This is a genomic window from Rhodococcus sp. 4CII (assembly GCF_014256275.1).
GTDB lineage: Bacteria > Actinomycetota > Actinomycetes > Mycobacteriales > Mycobacteriaceae > Rhodococcus_F > Rhodococcus_F wratislaviensis_A.
Map to the genome: position 1 here is coordinate 2,573,308 of NZ_JACCFE010000002.1, position 18,446 is coordinate 2,591,753.

Here is an 18,446-nt window from a genome sequence, read left to right on the forward strand (position 1 = left end):
TCGTGAATTGATGGTCGGCCGGTGTCAGCGCCGGGCCCACTCGATGGGGCCGGCGACGATGGAGTGGCTGGTGAGCTTGCGGCCCAGCACCGTCTGCGCTTCCCGCGCCGCGTCGATGACGCGTGGAAGGTCGAGTCCCGTCTCGACGCCCATCTCGTGGAACATGCTCACCAGGTCCTCGGTGGCGATGTTGCCCGTCGAACCGGCCGGAACGGGGCAGCCGCCCAGCTCCCCGAAGCTCGATTCGAAGCTCGCACACCCGGCCTCGAGTGCCGCGTACGCATTGGCGAGACCCTGACCGCGGGTGTTGTGGAAGTGCGCGGTCACCTCGACGCCGGGCAGCCGGTCGAGTGCCGCGGCGAAGAACTCCGACGCGTACGCCGGATTGCACATGCCGGTGGTGTCGCCGAAACCGATTTCGGTGGCCCCGGCCTCGGCGAACCGTTCGGCGAGGTCGAGCACACGGGTCAGCTCCACCTTGCCCTCGAACGGGCACCCGAACGACGTCGCGATCACCGCGGCGCAGTCGAGGCCCTCGGCAACGATCCGCTTGGCCATGACGTCGTTGTCTGCCATGGTCTCGTCGACGGTGCGATTGACGTTCTTCTTGTTGTGGGTCTCCGACGCACTGACGAAGATCGCGACCTCGTGGAACTTGTCGCGCACCTTCAGTGCGTTGTCCAGACCCTTGCTGTTGGGGACGAGCACCATCAGCTTCGTGGTGTCCGGCACGTCGATACGCTCGAGCACCTCGACCCCGTCCGCGAGTTGAGGGATGACGTCGGGTCGCACGAAACTGGCGACCTCGATCCGGGTGAATCCCGCCCGTCCGAGAGCGTTGATCAACCGGACCTTGTCGTCGGTCGGGATGCGCTCCGGTTCGTTCTGGAAACCGTCGCGCGGACCGACCTCACGAATCTGGACCTGCTGGGGACGCGCCATGGCGTCGACTCCTTTCCCCTCACTCCGTTGCGGACGCAAGGTCGTACTCCTCGAGTTCGAATTCCAGTTTCTCGCGGTGCTCGGGTGCCGCCACCGCGATCATGCGCCGCGCACGCTCGGTGAGGGAACACCCGCGCAGCGCCGCGGCACCGTGTTCGGTGACCACGAAGTCCACGTCGGCGCGGGCGGTGGTGACCGCGCCGTACTCCAGAGCCGTCTTGATCGTCGACTCCCCGCGCGAATCGGCGCGCATCGCGATGATCGAGCGGCCGCCGGTCATCGCCGCGGCCCGGGAGAAGTCCACCTGGCCCCCGACTGCACCGGAGTAGGTCGTGTTGCGCAGCTCCGCGCCGACCTGCCCGGTCAGGTCCACCTCGATCGCCGAGTTGATCGACACGAACGACCGCAACTGCGAGAGCACCTGCGGCGCATGGGTGTAACTCGCCGGCCGGAAGGCCACCGGAAGCACCGGCAGCCTGTCGTACAGCGCCGCCGTTCCCAGCGCGGCTCCGGTCACGTGCAGTCCCGGGTCGATCTCCTTCCGCGCCCCGGTGAGGACGCCGCGGTCGATCAGCCGGAGCGCCGCGTCGGAGATCATGCCCGAATGCAGCCCCAGGTCCTTGTGTCCATCGAGGGCGGTGAGAACGGCGGACGGCAGCGTCCCGACGCCGATCTGGATCGTGTCTCCGTCCGCCACGAGATCGGCGACGTTCCGTGCGATCGCCAGTTCCACCGCGGCGGGCTCGCGGTCCGGCGCCTCGAGCAGCGGCCGGTCGGTCTCCATCACCGCGGCAAACCGCGACAACGGAATTCGTGGCGCGCCGAGAGTGACGGGCATACGCCGGTTGATCTCGGCGATGAGCACCGGTGTGTGGTCGAGAGCGTCCGCGATGTAGTCGACACCGACCCCGAGCGAGCAGTTCCCGGCCGAGTCCGGCGGTGACACCTGCACGAAGCCGACGTCGCACGGCAGCCGCCGTTCGGCGAACAGCCGCGGCAGCGCCCCGTAATGGCAGGGCACGACCTCGAGGCGGGCGAGACGGCGGAGTTCGCCGAGGCCACCGTAGGAGACGACGGACAGTTCGTCCGGCAGTTCGCTCGTCAACCGCCGATTCCAGGTGAGTCCCACGAACGCCCGGACAGGGCCGATCGACGAGACCTGGTCGAGCAGGGCGTGGACGAGCGGGGTAGGTTCCGCGCTCGTCTGGCTCCACCAGATCCCGTCGCCGGGCCGGATGTGCGGTGTCAGGTCGATCATCAGTCGATCCGCTGGATCAGTGTGGCAGTTCCCAGGCCGCCGCCGCAGCACATGGTCACCAGGCCGATTTCGGCGTCGCGCCGCTCGAGTTCCGCGACGATCGTGGCGATGAGCCGGGCGCCGGTCGCGCCGACCGGGTGACCGAGCGCGATCGCACCGCCGTTGACGTTGACCCGGTCCATGTCGGGCTTCAGTTCCCGCTCCCAGGCCAGGACGACCGAACTGAACGCCTCGTTGACCTCGAACAGATCGATGTCGTTCATGCTCATCCCGTTGCGGTCGAGCAACTTCCGGGTTGCCGGGATCGGACCGGTCAGCATGATGATCGGGTCCACCCCGACGGTGGTCTGATCGAGGATCCGCGCCCGGGCCCGCAGTCCGTGCGCGTCGACCGCCTCGCGGGAGGCCAGCAGGACACCGGCCGCCCCGTCCGAGATCGGCGACGAACTGCCCGCCGTGATGCGGCCGTTCTCCCGGAACGCCGTCTTCAGCCCGCCCAGGCTGTCGAGGCTCGTGCCGGGGCGGATGGTCTGGTCGCTGGACCGCGTCTCGCCGGCGAGGTCGAGGGGGATCATCTCGGCGTCGAAACGGCCTGCCTCGACGGCCTCGGTCGCCAGACGATGGGAGCGGACGGCGAACTCGTCCATCTCCTGCCGGGAGATCTCCCATCGATCCGCGATGAGTTCGGCGCTCTCGCCCTGGTTCACGAAGTCGTACCGGTCGCGCAGCGCGTCCGGCCACGGGTCGCCGTACAGTTCGGAGATCTTGGCCGGTGAGTTCATCGGCACGTGGCCCATGTGTTCGACACCGCCGGCCACGACGACGTCGTGGGTGCCGGAACCGACGAGGGCGGCGCCCATCTCGACCGCGGTCTGGGCGGACCCGCAGCGACGGTCCAGGACGACGGCCGGGACCTCCGGCGGGTAGCCCACCTGCAGCCAGGCGTTGCGGCCGATGTTGCGGGACTGCTCGCCGAACGGTGCGGTGCAGCCGATCACGAGGTCTTCGACGACGGCCGGGTCGAGGCCGCTGCGGCGGATCAGGTCGGTGTACACCGCGCCGAGCATGTCGTTGGGATGGGTGTCGCGGAACCAGCCGCGGTCGGGGTGCGACTTGCCCATCGGCGTACGGGCGGCTTCCGCGATGATCACTTCACGGGCGGAGCGCTGGAAAGGGTTGCGCTTGTCGGCCATCAGATCACCGTTCCTCCGTCGACGGGCAGCACCTGGCCCGTGATGTACGCCGCGCCGTCGGACGCGAAGAACACGAAGCTGGCCGAGATCTCGTCCGGTTCGGCCCAGCGGCCCAGCGGGATCCGCGCGAGCGTCTTGGCGGCGAGCTTCTCGTTGCTGCGGATGTTCTCCGTCATCTTGGTGGCGGCCAGCGGGGCGAGCGCGTTGACCGTCACCTGCTTCTTGGCGAGTTCACGCGCCAGCGACTTCGTGAGACCGATGATGCCGGCCTTCGCGGCACCGTAGTTGGCCTGCCCGATGGTGCCCACCAGGCCGGCCGCGGAGGTCACGTTGATGATGCGCCCGCTGCCGTCGGTAGGCAGGTACGGAAGGACGGCCTTGCTGCACACGAAGCTGCCGACGAGGTGGATGTCGACGATGCGGCGGAAGTCCTCTTCTTCGAGGTTCGGGAACATCGCGGGCGCGATGGCGCCCGCGTTGTTGACCAGGATGTTGAGTGTGCCGTCGTTCAGCGCGGCGGCCTGCTCCGCCGCAGCGGCGGCGGCCTCGCCGTCGCGGACGTCGAGGGCCGCGGACTTCGCCGAGCCACCGGCAGCGGTGATCTCCGCGGCCACCGCCGCGGCGGCGTCGCCGTCGACGTCGGTGACGAGCACGGCCGCACCCGCGCGCGCGTAGGCGTGCGCGACCGACGCGCCGATGCCGCTGCCGGCACCGGTGACGAGTGCGGACTTTCCGGTGAGTTCGAACATCAGTAGCTCCTGGGGAGGCCGAGGACGTGCTCGCCGAGGTAGTTGAGGACCATCTCCTGGCTGAGCGGGGCGATCTTGGTCAGGCGGGCTTCGCGGAAGTACCGGGCCACGTGGTACTCCTCCGAGTAACCCATCCCACCGTGGGTCTGCAGGGCGCGGTCCGCGGCCTGGAAACCGGCGTCGGCGCAGAGATACTTGGCCATGTTGGCCTCACGGGCGCACGGCTTTCCGTTGTCGTAGAGCCATGTCGCCTTGCGCAGGACGAGTTCCGCGGCGTCGAGTCGGGCGAGCGAATCCGCGAGCGGGAACTGCAGGCCCTGATTCATGCCGATGGGCCGGCCGAACACCTCACGCTCGTTGGCGTACTGGACGCCCCGGCGCAGCGCGGCCCGGCCGATGCCGAGTGCCTCCGACGCGACGAGCATGCGCTCCGGGTTGAGGCCGTCGAGAATGTACTTGAAGCCCTTGCCTTCCTCACCCACGCGGTCCTCGATGGGAATCTCGAGGTTGTCGATGAACAACTCGTTCGACGTGACCGCGTTGCGCCCCATCTTCTTGATCGGGCGGATGTCGACCTTCGAGCGGTCCAGGTCGGTGAGGAAGAGCGTGAGTCCGTCCGTCTTCTTCTTCGCGTCCTCGAACTTCGTGGTGCGCGTGAGGAGAAGGATCTTCTCCGATTCCATCGCCTTGGAGATCCAGACCTTGCGGCCGTTGACAATGTACTTGTCGCCCTCGCGCCGCGCGAAGGTGGTGATCTTGGTGGTGTCCAGGCCGGCACCGGGCTCGGTGACACCGAAGCACACGTGCAGGTCGCCGTCGACGATCCGCGGGAGCGTGCGCTGCTTGAGTTCCTCGGAGCCGTGCACGATCACCGGGTGCATCCCGAAGATCGACAGGTGCATCGAACTCGCGCCGTTCATGCCGGCGCCGGATGCGGCGACCTCCTCGAGCAGGATCGAGGCCTCGGTGATGCCCATCCCGTGCCCGCCGTACGCCTCCGGCGTGGTGATGCCGAGCCAGCCGCCCTTGGCGAACGCGTCGTAGAACTCGGTGGGGAACTCGTGCTCGCTGTCCTTCTCCACCCAGTACTGCTCGTCGAACTTGCCGGCGAGCTCTCGCACCGCATCTCGGATCGTCGCCTGATCCTCGGTCAGATCAAAGTCCACAGCACGTCCCGTCGTCGTTGGTTCCGTTTGGACTTAAGTTACTAAAGGACAGACCAAAAAGTCAACGACCAATCAGCCAGCGGCCGGCAGCAGGGGCAGATCCCGTGCGAGGCGCTCGTTCCAGATGCCCGGGCCACCGAACAACTTCTCGTTCAGCTTGGCGCGCTTGTAGTAGAGGTGCAGATCGTGTTCCCACGTGTAGCCGATGGCGCCGTGCATCACGAGAGCACTGTCGGCCGCCAGCACCGCATCGCGCGGCACCTGAGCCTTGGCGACGGCGGCATGTATCGCACGGTCGTCCAGACCGAGATCGACCGACGCCGCGGCGTAGTAGGCAATGGACCGCCCAGCCTCGACGGAGACGAGAATGCCTGCCGCAGCGTGCTTCACAGCCTGGAACGACCCGATCGGGACACCGAACTGCTGGCGCTGCTTGCTGTAGTCCACGGCGAGGCGCAGCATGCGGTCCATCGCGCCGAGCGAGTCCGCGGCGACGAGCACGGCCGCGCGCAGCCCCGCGTCCTCGAGCGCCGCGGCCGCCTCGATGTCGAGGCGTTGCCCGGCGACGCCGTCGAACCGGACGTCGGCGGCCGCGCGGGACGGGTCGAGGAAGCGGCGCGGTTCGACCGTGACACCGGCGTCGTCGGCGCGCACGAGGTACAGGGCAGCGGTTCCTTCGGCCGCCGCCACCGGGACGACCAGTAGTTTCGCTCGTTCGGCGCCGAGCACCGTCGTGACGCGACCGGTCAACTTACCGGCGTCGACGCTTACCGAGTCGGCGAGTCCGAACGGTCGGGTCGCGTCGACGGCCACGGCCGCGAACCCACCGCCCGCCAGGACGTCGGTGGCGACATCGGCGGGCAGAAGGGGTGCGGCGAGGACGGACGCGGTCCAGGCACTCGACGGCGCGGCGTACCGGCCCAGTGCCTCGGCGGTCAACGCCAGTTCGAGCAGACCACCGCCCTGACCACCGATGCCCTCGGCAAGGCCGGCGGAGAACCAGCCTTCCTCGACGAACTTCTGCTCGAATTCGGCAGGATCTCCCGATTCACCCCATTTGCGGACATTCGCCGGAGCGGCAAACCGCCCGAGCCAGCCGTCCAGGGCTTCGGTGAACATTTCCTGCTCTTCTGACAGTTCCCAGCGCATAGAACTGGTCCTCTCGATGAGACGAAGAATAGGCTGCAAGACGAATGCAGCGAGAACCCAATGGTATATTAGGTCTGACCGTTAGACCAGAGAGGGCGGGGAGCCATGCCACCAGCCGTGCCGAACACCACCCGGAACGGACGTTCCTCCATTCAGCTGACCCCGATGGAGGTACCGAAGGCGTCGGACGTCCTCGCCAACGAATTGCGTGAGCGCATTCTCAGCGGTGATTACGTCGAAGGCACACCGCTGCCGCCGGAGCGCGAACTCGTCGTCCAGACGAAGATGAGCCGCACCACCGTGCGCGAGGCCCTGCGCATCCTCGAGGTGCAGGGACTCGTCCGCATCAAGGCCGGCCGGGCCGGTGGCGCCTTCGTGCAGCGACCGGGCGAGCAGTCGATGGCCGACACGGTGGCCCTGCTCATCCGCGGTCGCCAGATCCGCCTCGCCGCCCTGCTCGAGACCCGCGAGGCGATCGAGCCGTTCTGCGCGCAACTCGCCGCCCGTCATCGCACCGACGAGGATCTCGCGCGGCTCGACGCCGCCAACGAGGACATCGCCGGCGCAGGCGACAGCCTCGACGACTTCCTTCAGGCGAACATCGACTGGCACGTCGCCGTCGCGAGCGCCAGCCACAACGAACTGTTGTCGGGTCTGATGATCTCGCTCTCGCGGGCCATCTACGCCGCGACCGAGAACGAAGGTTTCATCGACGACAAGGTCCGCGAGATCACCGTCAAGGCGCACCGCTCCGTCACCAAGGCCATTCGTGACAAGGACGCCGACGCCGCCGTGCGTCGCATGAGCCGGCACGTCCACTCCTACGCCGAGTCGATCAAGGACTTCGAGAAGCGCACCGATATCCCACTCGACGAATAGCAGTCCCGTTTGCTGTGTCGACGACAAAGGCCCCACACCGTGCGATGTGGGGCCTTCGTCGTTACTCACGACGCTTGGTCGCTACCGCCCGCCACCACTGCGCGGATCTCGTCGATCGCCTCCGGGTTCTCGGCACCCGACAGGTCACCCGGGTCGGTCCCCAGGGCGGCAGCGCGCACCGCCCGACGCAGGATCTTCGCCGACCGGGTCTTCGGCAGTCGCGACACGCGATGAACCACGCTGGGGGCGAAAGGTTTTCCGAGTTCCGCGGCAACGCTGGCGATCAGTTCGGCCGAGATGTCGTCCGTGTCCGCGTCCGCGCGGGGAACCCAGAACGCCCACACCGCCTCGCCCTTCTTCGGGTCCGGGACACCGACCGCCGCCGCCTCGGACACCGCCGGGTGCGCCGTCAGGACGGCCTCGACCTCCGCCGGCGCGAGACGCTTTCCCGCCACGTTCATCACGTCGTCCGAGCGGCCCCGGATGTACCACTGGCCATCGTCGTCGACGAGGGCGTAGTCGCCGTGCCGCCACATGCCGGGGAACGTCGACCAGTACGCCTCCAGATAGCGCTCCTCGTCCTTCCACACCCCCGCGTCATCGACGGCCACGGCTGCCGGCAGACGAGTTCACCCTGTTCGCCGCGCAACGACCGTCCCGCGTCGTCGACGACGTCGACATCCATACCCAGGGACGGACCGCCCAACGAGCAGCTGCGGATCGGCTCCACCGGATACGGTGCCAGGAACGAGCCGCCGACCTCGGTGCCACCGGAGAAGTTGATGACCGGCACCCGGCCGCCGAAGACGTCCCGCGCGAGCCACTCGTAGGAGTCCGGGTCCCACGGCTCACCGGTGGACCCGATCGTGTGTACCGAGGACAAGTCGTACCGTGCCGCGACGTCCGTCTCCCGCCCGCGCAGGGTCCGGATCAGCGTCGGCGAGACCCCGAGCATCGTCACCCGATGCCGCTGCGCGAGCTGCCACAACCGGTCGGTGTCCGGCACGTCCGGCGAGCCCTCGTACAACACCAGGGTGCCGCCGTTGGCGTGGGTGCCGATGATCGACAGCGGCCCCATGATCCAGCCCATGTCGGTGATCCAGCAGAACACCCCACCGGGCGTCAGATCGAACGAGTACGCCACCTCGCTGGCCGTCTTCACGAGGAACCCGGCGTGCGTGTGCACGGCGCCCTTCGGCTTACCGGTCGTGCCCGAGGTGTACGCCAGCGCGAACGGCTCGGCGGCGTCCATCGCCTCGACCGGACCCGGGTCGCCGCCGTTTCCGAGCAGCTTCGCCCAGGAGATGTCGCGGCCGGTGGATTCCACGTCGGCGCCGATGTTTTCGACCACGACGACCGACTGCACCGTCGGGCACGAAGCGAGCGCCTCGTCGAGAGCAGGCTTCATCGTGACGGACTTGCGACGCCGCACCGTTCCGTCCGCGACGATCACCACCTTCGCGTCCGCGTCCACGATGCGGGACGCGATCGCGCTCGGCGCGAAACCGGAGAACAGCGGAACCAGCACCGCCCCGAGCCGCGCGACGGCGTACACCGACACGACCGCCTCGGGGATCATCGGCAGGAACAGGGCGACGGCGTCACCCTTTCCGACACCGAGTTCCCGCAACCCTGCCGCAGCGCGTTCGACGTCCGCCGCGAGTTCGCGATACGACAGGCTGCGGACCGTGCCGTCCTCCGCCTCATGCGCGACGGCCGTCCGGTCGGCGGCCGCCGGGTCGGTGAGCCACCGCCCGAGACACGCGTCGACGACGTTCGTCTTGCCCCCGACGAACCAGTCCGGATGCTCGATTCCGCGGGAGGTGTCGAGCACCTCGCGGTACGGGGTCTGGAACGGCAAGCCCAGATCGCGGACCACTGCGTCCCAGTACCACCGCACGTCGGCGACGGAGCGGGCGCGGAGTTCGCCCAGACCCGAGAGCCCGTGGGCGCGGGCGAGGCGGGTGACGTTGGCGTTCTCGACGTACTCGTCGGTGGGGTGCCAGGTGTAGTCGGACACGGTCAGCTCCTCGGCATGTCGAGCATGCGCTCGGCGACGATATTGCGCTGGATGAAGGTGGATCCGCCGGCGATGGCGGTGCCGCGGGCCTGGTACGCGAGCCGCTGCCACCGCGCCGTCTTCTGCTGGTCGTCGTCGAGGGCGAATTGCCCGCCGACCGGTTCGAGGGACAACCGGAAGTCGGCGAGTTCCTCGACGAGGGGGCAGAAGAACAGCTTGCCGATGGACGTGACCGGTCCCGGTGGGCCGTCGTTGGCCGCGAGCGTGATGACGCGCTGGCCGATGAGGTAGTGCACGAGGGCGCGGCCGTACAGGTCGGCGACCTTCTGCCGGATCACCGGGTCTTCGCCGAGCGGGCGGCCCGTGTCGTCGGTCATTCCCGCGATGTCCGACACGATGTCACCGACGGCGCGCTTGGTGTTGACGCGACCCGTCGCGATCGCCACCCGCTCGTAGGCGAGCGTGCCCATCGCGACCTTCCAGCCGCCGTCGACCTCGCCGACGACGAGGTCGTCGGGAATGAACACGTCGTCGAGGAACACCTCGTTGAATTCCGCTTCGCCGAGCATGTGGGCGAGCGGCCGCACCGTGATGCCCTCACTGTCCATGGGCACCAGGAAGTAGGTGATGCCCTTGTGCCGCGGCCCGCCGCCGGTGCGGGCGAGCAGGATGGCGTGGGCGGCGATGTGTGCGCGGCTGGTCCAGATCTTCTGCCCGTTGACCTTCCAGCCCCCGTCCACCTTCGTGGCCTTGGTGCGCAGCGACGCGAGGTCCGACCCTGCCTCCGGCTCGGAGAACAGCTGGCACCAGATTTCCTCGCCGGTCAGGATGGGGCGGAGGAACCGCTCCTTCTGAGCGGGTGTCCCGAAGTCGATGATGGTCGGGCCCGCGAAATCCTCACCGATGGTGTTGAGGCGCTCCGGTGCACCCACCCGGTCCATCTCTTCAGTGAAGATGGCCTTGCGGATCGGGTCGGCGGCCTGGCCGCCGTACTCCTGCGGCCACGACATCCCGCCGTAGCCTGCGTCGAAGAGCAGCCGCTGCCATTGCTGCCAGAACGGCACCTTGTCGACCAGATCGACCGGTTCCGGCCACGGCAGCGTCGGGACCGCTTTCTCGGCCCACTCCCGGACTTCTGCACGGAATGTGGCCTCGTCTGGGGAATCAGCGAGCTCCATTGCACCCTCCTCACGAATTTAGGCTCAATGATACTATAGGTCAGTCCAAAAAGGAGGACCGGATGTCCGACCCACTTCCCGCCGGCGTCGTCGACCGCGTCGAATACGACGTCGAACGCGGCAAGATCCGCGAATTCACGCGCGCCACGTTCACCACCGATCCCGTGCACACCGATCCGGCCGCCGCGCGCGACGCCGGATTCGACTACGTGCCCGCGACTCTCACGCACACGGTCGTCGCCGGACACCAGCGCGACCAGCGCGCGTTCGTCGACTCGCTGGGCCTGGCCCTCGCGCGGGTGGTGGTCGGTTCGGTCACGTGGACGTACCTGCGACCGCTCACCGCCGGCGACCACGTGATCGGCACCCGGCGCGTCGTCGATGACGTACAGCGAGAGGGCAAGCGCGGCGGGACGATGCGCGTGGTGACCCTCGAGACCGAGTACGTCGACGCCGACGGCGAACCCGTGGTGCGCCTCGAAGAGGTCCTGATCGAACGAGGAGAACAGCGATGAGAACACCGGCCAAGGTCCGCGTCGGCGATGCCCCCGATACCCGAGTGGTCGGCCCCGTCAGCCAGACCGACATCGTCCGATTCGCCGGCGCCGGAGGCGATTTCAATCCCCTGCACCACGATCCCGGGTTCGTCGCCACATCGGGTTTTCCCGGTGTCATCGCGATGGGGCAGATGCAGGCCGGGATCCTGGCGGGATGGCTGTCCGACACGTTCGGCGTCGAGCACGTGCGCTCCTTCGGTGTCCGGTTCGTCGCGCCGGTCTTCCTGGGCGACACCCTGACCCTGGGCGGCACGGTGGTAACGATCGCCGAGGCGAATGGCGAGTCGCTGGCGACACTCGATCTCGTCGCCTCCGGCGACAAGGGCCCGGTCGTCACCGGATCGGCGACGGTCGTGGTGGCCGCGACCTGATCATTCTTCTCGAACCACGAGAAAGGGGGCGAAGCCGATCGGCTTCGCCCCCTTTCCTTTCCGATCAGCTGACGGCTTGTGCCCGCTGCTGCCGGTCGGCCTCGATCTTCGCGGCGATCTGCGCACGGAGCACGTTCTTCTGGATCTTGCCCGTGGCAGTCGTCGGCAGTGCCTCGACGATCTCCAGCCGCTCCGGAACCTTCTGGATCGCCACTCCCTGCTCGAGGAGGTAGGTCTTGATCTTCTCGAGCGTGATGTCGTCGTATCCCGGCGCCGGGACGAGGTAGAGACACACCGCCTCGCCGAGTCTCTGGTCGGGCATCGCGACCGCGGCGACACCGCGGACGGCGGGGTGCGCGGCCAGGAGATCTTCCACCTGACGGACGCTGATGTTCATGCCGCCGCGGATCACGATGTCCTTGGTGCGGCCGGTGACGCGCACGTAGCCGTCCTCGTCCATCCGGCCGAGATCTCCCGAGAGGGAATAGCCGTCGGGAGTGAACAGCTTGGCCGTCTCCTCGGGGTTGTGGAGATACCCGAGCATGTGCATGGCGCCCTTGTAGGCGACGTCGCCCTCTTCGCCGCGCGGAACCTCGTTACCGAGTTCGTCGACGATCTTCACCGACTGCATCGGCAGCGGACGCCCGTCCGAGGTGAGCGACCGCTCGGGATCGTCGTGCACCGTGCACATGGTGGTCGTGACATTCTCCGAGCGGCCGTACAGGCTGAGTACCTGCAGACTCGGGAAGAGTTCGGCCGCCTTCGTGACGAAGCTGGCGGGGATCGGGGCACCGGCCGCCACCCACAGCCGCATGCTGCCGATGTCGTGCAAGGCGGGGTCGTAGGCGTCCATGAGCATCTGCAGGAACGTCGTGGCACTCACCGCGACCGTGCAGCCGCGTTCCTTGATCTGCGCCATCCCCCGGACCGGCTCCCACACCTCGATGAGATGCGACGCCGCTCCGTGCATGAGCGGAAGGACGATGCTGGTGACCAGGCCGGTGGTGTGCGTGATCGGCGAGGGGCCGAACTGCACGTCGTCGGGTGTGTAGGCAAATCCCTTGGCCAGCAGACGGGATCCACAGGCGATCGTGTTGAACGTGTGGATGCAGCCCTTGGGTCGGGACGTGGTGCCGCTGCTGTAGACGATGACGAACGGCTCGTCCGGCCCGACACCCGGCCCGAGTTCGGCGATCGCCTCCTCGGGGCCGATCTCCGCGAACAGCGACTCGAACGACACCGCTCCGTTCGGTAGTTCGCCGCTCCCGCGGACGACGACGACATCCTCGAGCGAGTCGACGGCACCCAGGATGTCGGTGTACATGCCCGCATAATCGAACTTCTTGAAGCTCTGCGGCGTAATCGCCAGCCGCACACCCGCGTTACCCAGGATGTACTCGACGTCGTCGCGGCGGTAGATCGGCATGATCGGCACCAGAACGGCGCCCAATCTCGACAGCGCCACGGCGATGATCGCGAATTCGATCCAGTTCGGAACCTGCACCGACACGCGGTCGCCGGTGGTGATTCCGTGGCGCCGCAGCCCCACGGCCAGGCTCAGCGCTCTGTCACGCAGCTGCCGGAAGGTGATGCCACCGCTGGTGTCGTCGGTCAGAAAGATGCGGTCGCCCCGCTCGGCAACCTGGACCTCGAGCATGTCGAAGAAGGTGTCGCGGTGCCACTGCCCGGTGGCATAGAACTCTCGGATCTGTTCGTCCGAATAGCGATCGGTGACCGATGCGAACGCCATGAGAAGCCTTCCTCTGAGCGCAGATGTAAAGAGGGAATAGAAAACCCTGTGTTGGCCCTCACAATATAATGGTTAGACCGAAAGTGCAACGAGTTCGGGAGTCGGTGATCAGCGCAGGCTCCATACGGGAGAACGCTTTTCGCGAAACGCTGTGACTCCCTCGACGATGTCCTCGGTCGTGAATGCGAGAGCGAGCTGGGACTGCAGGGCTGTGAGCGCGTCCGGCAGCGACATGTCCCGGGTGTTGTTGATCGCCTCCTTGCCCAGACGCATGAGCAGCGGCGATTTGCCCGCGAGCCGCTTCGCCCACGCCCGGACCTCCGCCTCGAAGTCGTCGTCCGGAATCACGCGGTTCACGAGCCCCAGCTCGAGTGCATCCGTGGCCGTGATGAGCTCGCCGTACATCATCAGCTCGTTCGCCTTGAGGCGCCCGACGTTCCGATAGATGAGGGCGGAGATCATGAACGGGAAGACACCGACATTGATCTCCGGGCACCCGAACCGGACCGACTCCTTGGCGAGCACGAAATCGCACGCCAGCGCGAGACCGAACGCACCCGCCAGCACGTCGCCGCCCGCCGCGCAGATCACCGGCTTCCCGAGGCCGCCGATGAGTTGATACAGGCGCGGGAAGCGATCCAGCCCGGCATATTTGACGATCGTCGGCGTCTCGCTCGCGAACGCCTTGAGGTCGCCGCCCGCCGAGAAGACCTTCTCGTGCGACGAGGCCAGCACGACGACCCGCACGTCGTCGTCTTCCCGAGCGCGTTCGAGCGCGGCGAGGAGCTCGTCGAGCAGGTCGTCGGACAGCGCGTTGCGGGTTTCGGGGCGATCGAGAGTGAGGACGGCGACATGCTCGTCGACGTCGTATCGCACGGGGTGCGCCATAGGGCCGATCCTTCCATTTTGGTCGTACCATTCGACCCTAGTACGATGGCCGCACCCGGGACAAGAAACCCGTGCGAATCGTTTTCCGGAAAGCGTGACGTATTTGGACTGACCATATACATTAGGGGGAGGCCGCGGACGGTGCAGCAACGTCCCAGGTGACACCTTCTCTATACTGTGCGTTGGGTCACAGAAATGGGCGACGGTGTCTTCGTCATCCGTGCGGCGGCCACGGCGCGAGGAGTGGTGAGTGGTCATTTCGACGAGTTCGTTCGAGCTTGCCGAGCAGGCAGTTGCAGAGTTGCAGGAGCTTCTCGGCAGCGAGCCGAACCTGATCCGTCTGGCGGACGGCGAACCCGATCTCACGGTGATCCGTGCGTTCGCGGCCAGGAAGTTGCGTGAGGGCGTCGCCTCCCCCGAGCACACCCTGCGCCTCGCAGAACTAGTGACCCGACTCGACGCCGCGAGTCGCGACGACATCGCCCGCCGACTGCGCGTGCACACCGCCCAATTCGAGGCTCTGCAGCAGGTCGTCCGCGCACTCGACAGCGGTACGGACCGTCTCGCGGAGGTCGTGACCCAGGAACTGTGCACCAGCCTGGGATACGGCAAGGCGATGTTCTCCGTGGTCCGCGGTTCCACGTGGTCCCCCATCGCGTTAGCCGTCAACCCGGAGCTGAGCGGGGACTTCCACGACCTCATCACGGCCATCGACGGCCGCGAGATCTCGCTGCGTGAGGCCCCGCGCGAGGCGGAACTGGTCCGCCGCCGCAAGCCGTACGCCGTGGACGCCGTCGACACCTATCGGCACACCTACCGCCCCCTGATCGACCTCTCGCGTCCGGCCGGATACCTCGCCGTGCCGGTCGTCGTCGACGCCCGCGCAGTCGCGATGATCCACGTCGACCGCCAGAGCGACAGCCTGTCCGACACCGACGTCCACCTCGTCGCGGTGCTGGCCGGCGCCTGCGCCTCGTCGAAGGAACGCGCCGAACTGCGGCGGCAGATCTCCACCCGCAACGAGCACGTCGACGCCGAGATACAGCGGCTCACCCAGGCACTGCGGCACCTCGAACAGCCCCTGACGATGCCGGAACTCGACTGCGACCTCCCCCGCGCCGGCACGCCGAACGTCGCCGACACGGCGCCGATCGTTCCGCGCGCGCACACCCTGACCGCCCGCGAGCGCGAAGTGCTCACCCTGATGGCGACGGGAGCCACCAACGCGGCCATCTCCCGCCGGCTGTGCATTTCCGACGGCACCGTGAAATCCCATGTCCAGCGGATCTTCAAGAAGCTCGGCGTCTCCACACGGGCCGAGGTGGCGGCGCTGTGCGCCAACACCAAGACGGTGTCCGGTGGCTGACGCTCCCCACGCCGACGAGAACACCACGGACACCGAGCTCGATCGCGCCGTCGCGGACATCCTCACCGAGATGCGGACGGCCGATCCGGCCCGCGCGACCGAGCTCGGGAAGTGCCTCGTCGAGCTCCTCGACCGCAGAAACGCCGCCGACGCGACCCGGACCGCCGAGCTCGGCGCTGTCGCGACCGGCATCGATCGCGCCGTGCGGGCGTTGGACGACGCCGCCTCGAGTGCAGAACTCATGCAGCGCGCGTGTGAGCGCGTCGCGGAATTGTGCTCTGCGAGAGCAGTTGTCCTGTCCCTCCTCGACGGGGACCGCATTGTTCCCGCGACCTGGTTCGGCGCCGACCCCGGCACGATGCCGTCCCCACCCTCCGCCTTCGACCTCGTGGACGGTTCGCCGGAGGCGCAGTCGCTCGCCACGAACACGGTCGAGATCGGCGCCGACACCCCCGCCGCGCTGCGAGAGTTGCTGGGCACCAATGGTGTCACGGTCCTTCCCATCGTGGTCGGTGGCGCTGCGGCCGCGCTGATGCACCTGAACACCTCCGTGGACGACACTCTTCGCCACGCCCTGGGGGTGTTCGCCGAAGTGCTCGGCGGGTGCTTCGAGCGGGTTGGGCTGGAATCGCGTCGCGAGCGCCAGAACGTCCTGCTGCAGGAGAGCGCCCGGCGGTGGACCGACGACACCGACCTCGACGCACCGCCTCCCCGCGGCACGTACGAAGTCGCACCGGCGCAGGCCGACCGCGACGCCGCCGAGCAACGCCTGCTCGACCCGCTGACCGACCGCGAGGCCGACGTCGTCCGATTGCTCCTCACCGGGGCGTCGAATTCCACGATCGCCACCGAACTGGTCATCACCGTCGACACGGTCAAGTCCCACGTGAAACGGATCCTCCGCAAACTCGGCGCGACCAACCGCGCCGAGCTGATCGCGAAATATCAGTCCCCGACCCGGTGAACCGGACCGGAACTGTCAGGCGTCCGAGGACGGGACGGTCACGGTGACGGTGTCCACGTCCGGCGTGAGCACGAGCTGGCAGGCGAGACGCGAACACGGCTGGACACCGTCGAGGAACTCGAGGAGGTCCTGTTCCTCCAGCGTCGGCTCGCCGAACGCCGCACTGGAACCGTCGTCCAGGTACACATGGCAGGTGGCGCACGAGCAGCTACCGCCGCATTCGGCAACGATGCCGGGGAGGTTGTTGCGTACCGACCCGTCCATCACGCTCTGGCCGGCGGGGACATCGACGGACGACGTCGAGCCGTCCGGGAGCTGGTAAACAACGGTGGGCATGGCGATCTCCTTCAGATTGACCGATGAAACATCTCCGCGGCCGTCTTCCCGGGCGGCTCGCCGAACCCGGTAAAGGTCCGGCCGCGTTCTCCGTATCGAAAATTGTGTCGCCGGTCACTGCCGGGGCGCATCACCACTTCGACTGATTACCCCCCTCCCGTGGGGTGATTCTTGCCGCGCCGACCGCGCTGCGCGCTGGGGTGACCCGGCACACATCCCCCGTTAGGTGGACAACTTTCGATCAATGGTGTGATGCCCCTCACTCTTCTGGCTGCCAGGCTGAAGTCACTCCAGTCGGCGAGGGCGCCGCAACGTTTCGGCGCCGCACCTCACTGCACCACGAAGGGGAATCGATGAGCACTACAGAGCAGACCACGGAACTGATTCCGGACACCATCGCCCGTCAGATCGTTCTGCCCGAGGGGCACCGGGACAATGACGCGCTGTTCGAGGCCTACCGCTGGCTGCGTGAGAACAACCCGCTCGGGCGTGCGCAGGTCGAGGGATACGACCCGATCTGGCTGGTGAGCAAGCACTCCGACATCATGGAGATCGAGCGCCAGCCCGACATCTTCACCAGTGCCGGCGGTGAGGACAAGGGCTCCGTCAATCCGATCCTGGCGAATCAGGCCGGCGACGCGTTCACCAAGAGCATCAACAACGGCAGCCTCCGCATCCTCGAGACCCTCACCTACCTCGACCCGCCGGAGCACACCGCGATCAAGGACATCGCGCTGGACTGGTTCCGCCCCACCAACCTCGCCCAGTGGGAGAGCGTCATCCGCGACCTCGCCAAGGCTGCCGTCGCCCGGCTTCTGAAGACGGACGGCCGGATCGACTTCGTCAAGGATTTCGCCCTCCACTACCCCCTGCACGTCATCATGAGCCTGTTCGGGGTACCGGAATCGGACGAGCCCCGCATGATGGCCCTCACCCAGGAATTCTTCGGCACGGCGGATCCCGACGCGGCACGTGAAGACGTCGAACCGCTCACCCCGGACGCTGCCGCGAAGCAGTGGGTGGCCACGATTCAGGACTTCTACGCCTACTTCGAGAGGCTGCTGCAGGACCGGCGGGCCAACCCCCGGGACGATCTCGCAACGATCATCTCGGTGGCACGTGACGAGAGTGGCGAGTACTACCCGAACGAGGTGGCCTACGGCTACTTCATCGCCATCGCCACCGCGGGTCACGACACCACCTCGAGCACCCTCGCGGGCGGCATGCTCGAACTCGGGCGGAACCCGGAACTCCTCGCCAAGGCGAAGGCGGATCCGGCGCTCGCGCCGCACATCGTCAACGAGTCGCTGCGCTGGGCGTCGCCGGTCAAGCACTTCATGCGTCAGGCGACGCAGGACTACACGCTGCGCGGCCGCGACATCAAGAAGGGCGACCGCTTCATGCTGCTGTACCAGTCGGGCAACCGCGACGCGGACGTGATTCCGGACCCCGACACCTTCGACATCACCCGCAGGCCCAACAAGCACATCGCGTTCGGCTACGGCCCGCACATGTGCATCGGCCAGCACCTGGCGAAGCTGGAACTGCGGATCATGTTCGAGGAATTGCTCCCCCACATCGAGTCGCTCGAGCTTGCCGACGACACGAAGATGATCCAGACCAACTTCGTCGGCGGGCTCAAGAACATGCCCGTCCAGATCGAATTCACCAGGTAACAAG

At 67.4% G+C, this 18,446-nt stretch carries 16 protein-coding genes and 1 pseudogene; 6 read left to right on the top strand and 11 right to left on the bottom strand.

The features are described from left to right. Positions 1-24: 24 nt before the first annotated feature. The 6 genes from H0B43_RS12480 to H0B43_RS12505 all read right to left on the bottom strand — a co-directional run bounded on the left by H0B43_RS12480 (position 25) and on the right by H0B43_RS12505 (position 6,457). Positions 25-942 carry a hydroxymethylglutaryl-CoA lyase gene (locus H0B43_RS12480; RefSeq protein ID WP_185727602.1) on the bottom strand — a complete coding sequence of 306 codons (918 nt, stop codon included), beginning with the start codon at positions 940-942 and terminating at the stop codon, positions 25-27. A gap of 19 nt (positions 943-961) precedes the next feature. Further along, positions 962-2,200: an acetyl-CoA hydrolase/transferase family protein gene (locus H0B43_RS12485; protein WP_185727601.1), complete on the bottom strand. Its 1,239-nt coding sequence runs from the start codon at positions 2,198-2,200 to the stop codon at positions 962-964. Then, complete coding sequence (locus tag H0B43_RS12490; RefSeq protein ID WP_185727600.1) at positions 2,200-3,393, bottom strand: thiolase family protein; 1,194 nt, start codon at positions 3,391-3,393, stop codon at positions 2,200-2,202. Before H0B43_RS12490 ends, H0B43_RS12485 begins: the two co-directional genes overlap by 1 nt. After that, the gene (locus H0B43_RS12495; protein WP_185727599.1) at positions 3,393-4,142 is read right to left on the bottom strand and encodes an SDR family NAD(P)-dependent oxidoreductase; all 750 of its coding nucleotides are present in this window, start codon (positions 4,140-4,142) and stop codon (positions 3,393-3,395) included. Before H0B43_RS12495 ends, H0B43_RS12490 begins: the two co-directional genes overlap by 1 nt. Continuing rightward, the gene (locus H0B43_RS12500) at positions 4,142-5,308 is read right to left on the bottom strand and encodes an acyl-CoA dehydrogenase family protein (protein ID WP_054245954.1); all 1,167 of its coding nucleotides are present in this window, start codon (positions 5,306-5,308) and stop codon (positions 4,142-4,144) included. The genes H0B43_RS12495 and H0B43_RS12500 overlap by 1 nt, the downstream gene beginning before the upstream one ends. A gap of 72 nt (positions 5,309-5,380) precedes the next feature. Next, positions 5,381-6,457 carry an acyl-CoA dehydrogenase family protein gene (locus H0B43_RS12505; RefSeq protein ID WP_185727598.1) on the bottom strand — a complete coding sequence of 359 codons (1,077 nt, stop codon included), beginning with the start codon at positions 6,455-6,457 and terminating at the stop codon, positions 5,381-5,383. A gap of 117 nt (positions 6,458-6,574) precedes the next feature. On the opposite strand from H0B43_RS12505, the gene H0B43_RS12510 reads away from it, so the two are divergent. After that, the gene (locus tag H0B43_RS12510; RefSeq protein ID WP_185727597.1) at positions 6,575-7,336 is read left to right on the top strand and encodes a FadR/GntR family transcriptional regulator; all 762 of its coding nucleotides are present in this window, start codon (positions 6,575-6,577) and stop codon (positions 7,334-7,336) included. Between the two features lie 65 nt (positions 7,337-7,401). Here the strand turns inward: H0B43_RS12510 and H0B43_RS12515 are convergent. Both H0B43_RS12515 and H0B43_RS12520 read right to left on the bottom strand, forming a co-directional pair. After that, a pseudogene (locus H0B43_RS12515) lies at positions 7,402-9,356 on the bottom strand (AMP-binding protein). Positions 9,357-9,358: 2 nt separating this feature from the next. Then, the gene (locus tag H0B43_RS12520; protein ID WP_185727595.1) at positions 9,359-10,534 is read right to left on the bottom strand and encodes an acyl-CoA dehydrogenase family protein; all 1,176 of its coding nucleotides are present in this window, start codon (positions 10,532-10,534) and stop codon (positions 9,359-9,361) included. A gap of 62 nt (positions 10,535-10,596) precedes the next feature. On the opposite strand from H0B43_RS12520, the gene H0B43_RS12525 reads away from it, so the two are divergent. Next, the gene (locus H0B43_RS12525) at positions 10,597-11,049 is read left to right on the top strand and encodes a MaoC family dehydratase N-terminal domain-containing protein (protein WP_185727594.1); all 453 of its coding nucleotides are present in this window, start codon (positions 10,597-10,599) and stop codon (positions 11,047-11,049) included. Further along, positions 11,046-11,462, top strand: a complete 417-nt coding sequence (locus H0B43_RS12530; protein WP_144285021.1) for a MaoC/PaaZ C-terminal domain-containing protein — start codon at positions 11,046-11,048, stop codon at positions 11,460-11,462. Before H0B43_RS12525 ends, H0B43_RS12530 begins: the two co-directional genes overlap by 4 nt. 64 nt (positions 11,463-11,526) lie before the next feature. Here H0B43_RS12530 and H0B43_RS12535 read toward each other — a convergent pair whose 3' ends face one another. Then, the gene (locus tag H0B43_RS12535; RefSeq protein WP_185727593.1) at positions 11,527-13,212 is read right to left on the bottom strand and encodes an AMP-binding protein; all 1,686 of its coding nucleotides are present in this window, start codon (positions 13,210-13,212) and stop codon (positions 11,527-11,529) included. Between the two features lie 108 nt (positions 13,213-13,320). Then, entirely contained in the window at positions 13,321-14,100 is a 780-nt protein-coding gene (locus H0B43_RS12540; protein WP_185727592.1) for an enoyl-CoA hydratase/isomerase family protein, read from the bottom strand. Between the two features lie 250 nt (positions 14,101-14,350). On the opposite strand from H0B43_RS12540, the gene H0B43_RS12545 reads away from it, so the two are divergent. Both H0B43_RS12545 and H0B43_RS12550 read left to right on the top strand, forming a co-directional pair. Then, positions 14,351-15,466 carry a LuxR C-terminal-related transcriptional regulator gene (locus H0B43_RS12545; protein ID WP_185727591.1) on the top strand — a complete coding sequence of 372 codons (1,116 nt, stop codon included), beginning with the start codon at positions 14,351-14,353 and terminating at the stop codon, positions 15,464-15,466. Next, a complete protein-coding gene (locus tag H0B43_RS12550; protein WP_312033795.1) occupies positions 15,459-16,430 on the top strand; it encodes a LuxR C-terminal-related transcriptional regulator in 972 nt (323 codons plus the stop codon). The genes H0B43_RS12545 and H0B43_RS12550 overlap by 8 nt, the downstream gene beginning before the upstream one ends. Before the next feature lie 15 nt (positions 16,431-16,445). Here H0B43_RS12550 and H0B43_RS12555 read toward each other — a convergent pair whose 3' ends face one another. Further along, on the bottom strand, positions 16,446-16,766 hold the full coding sequence (locus H0B43_RS12555) for a 2Fe-2S iron-sulfur cluster-binding protein (protein ID WP_185727589.1): 321 nt from the start codon (positions 16,764-16,766) through the stop codon (positions 16,446-16,448). A 353-nt stretch (positions 16,767-17,119) separates the two neighbouring features. Between H0B43_RS12555 and H0B43_RS12560 the strand changes: the two genes are divergently transcribed. After that, positions 17,120-18,442: a cytochrome P450 gene (locus H0B43_RS12560; RefSeq protein ID WP_185950062.1), complete on the top strand. Its 1,323-nt coding sequence runs from the start codon at positions 17,120-17,122 to the stop codon at positions 18,440-18,442. The last annotated feature ends 4 nt before the right edge of the window (positions 18,443-18,446 follow it).

Bases quoted from the DNA above. Each gene is read 5' to 3' on its own strand.
- H0B43_RS12480 (WP_185727602.1), bottom strand. From the start codon at position 942: ATGGCGCGTCCCCAGCAGGTCCAGATTCGTGAGGTCGGTCCGCGCGAC.
- H0B43_RS12485 (WP_185727601.1), bottom strand. From the start codon at position 2,200: ATGATCGACCTGACACCGCACATCCGGCCCGGCGACGGGATCTGGTGG.
- H0B43_RS12490 (WP_185727600.1), bottom strand. From the start codon at position 3,393: ATGGCCGACAAGCGCAACCCTTTCCAGCGCTCCGCCCGTGAAGTGATC.
- H0B43_RS12495 (WP_185727599.1), bottom strand. From the start codon at position 4,142: ATGTTCGAACTCACCGGAAAGTCCGCACTCGTCACCGGTGCCGGCAGC.
- H0B43_RS12505 (WP_185727598.1), bottom strand. From the start codon at position 6,457: ATGCGCTGGGAACTGTCAGAAGAGCAGGAAATGTTCACCGAAGCCCTG.
- H0B43_RS12520 (WP_185727595.1), bottom strand. From the start codon at position 10,534: ATGGAGCTCGCTGATTCCCCAGACGAGGCCACATTCCGTGCAGAAGTC.
- H0B43_RS12525 (WP_185727594.1), top strand. From the start codon at position 10,597: ATGTCCGACCCACTTCCCGCCGGCGTCGTCGACCGCGTCGAATACGAC.
- H0B43_RS12530 (WP_144285021.1), top strand. From the start codon at position 11,046: ATGAGAACACCGGCCAAGGTCCGCGTCGGCGATGCCCCCGATACCCGA.
- H0B43_RS12535 (WP_185727593.1), bottom strand. From the start codon at position 13,212: ATGGCGTTCGCATCGGTCACCGATCGCTATTCGGACGAACAGATCCGA.
- H0B43_RS12540 (WP_185727592.1), bottom strand. From the start codon at position 14,100: ATGGCGCACCCCGTGCGATACGACGTCGACGAGCATGTCGCCGTCCTC.
- H0B43_RS12555 (WP_185727589.1), bottom strand. From the start codon at position 16,766: ATGCCCACCGTTGTTTACCAGCTCCCGGACGGCTCGACGTCGTCCGTC.
- H0B43_RS12560 (WP_185950062.1), top strand. From the start codon at position 17,120: ATGAGCACTACAGAGCAGACCACGGAACTGATTCCGGACACCATCGCC.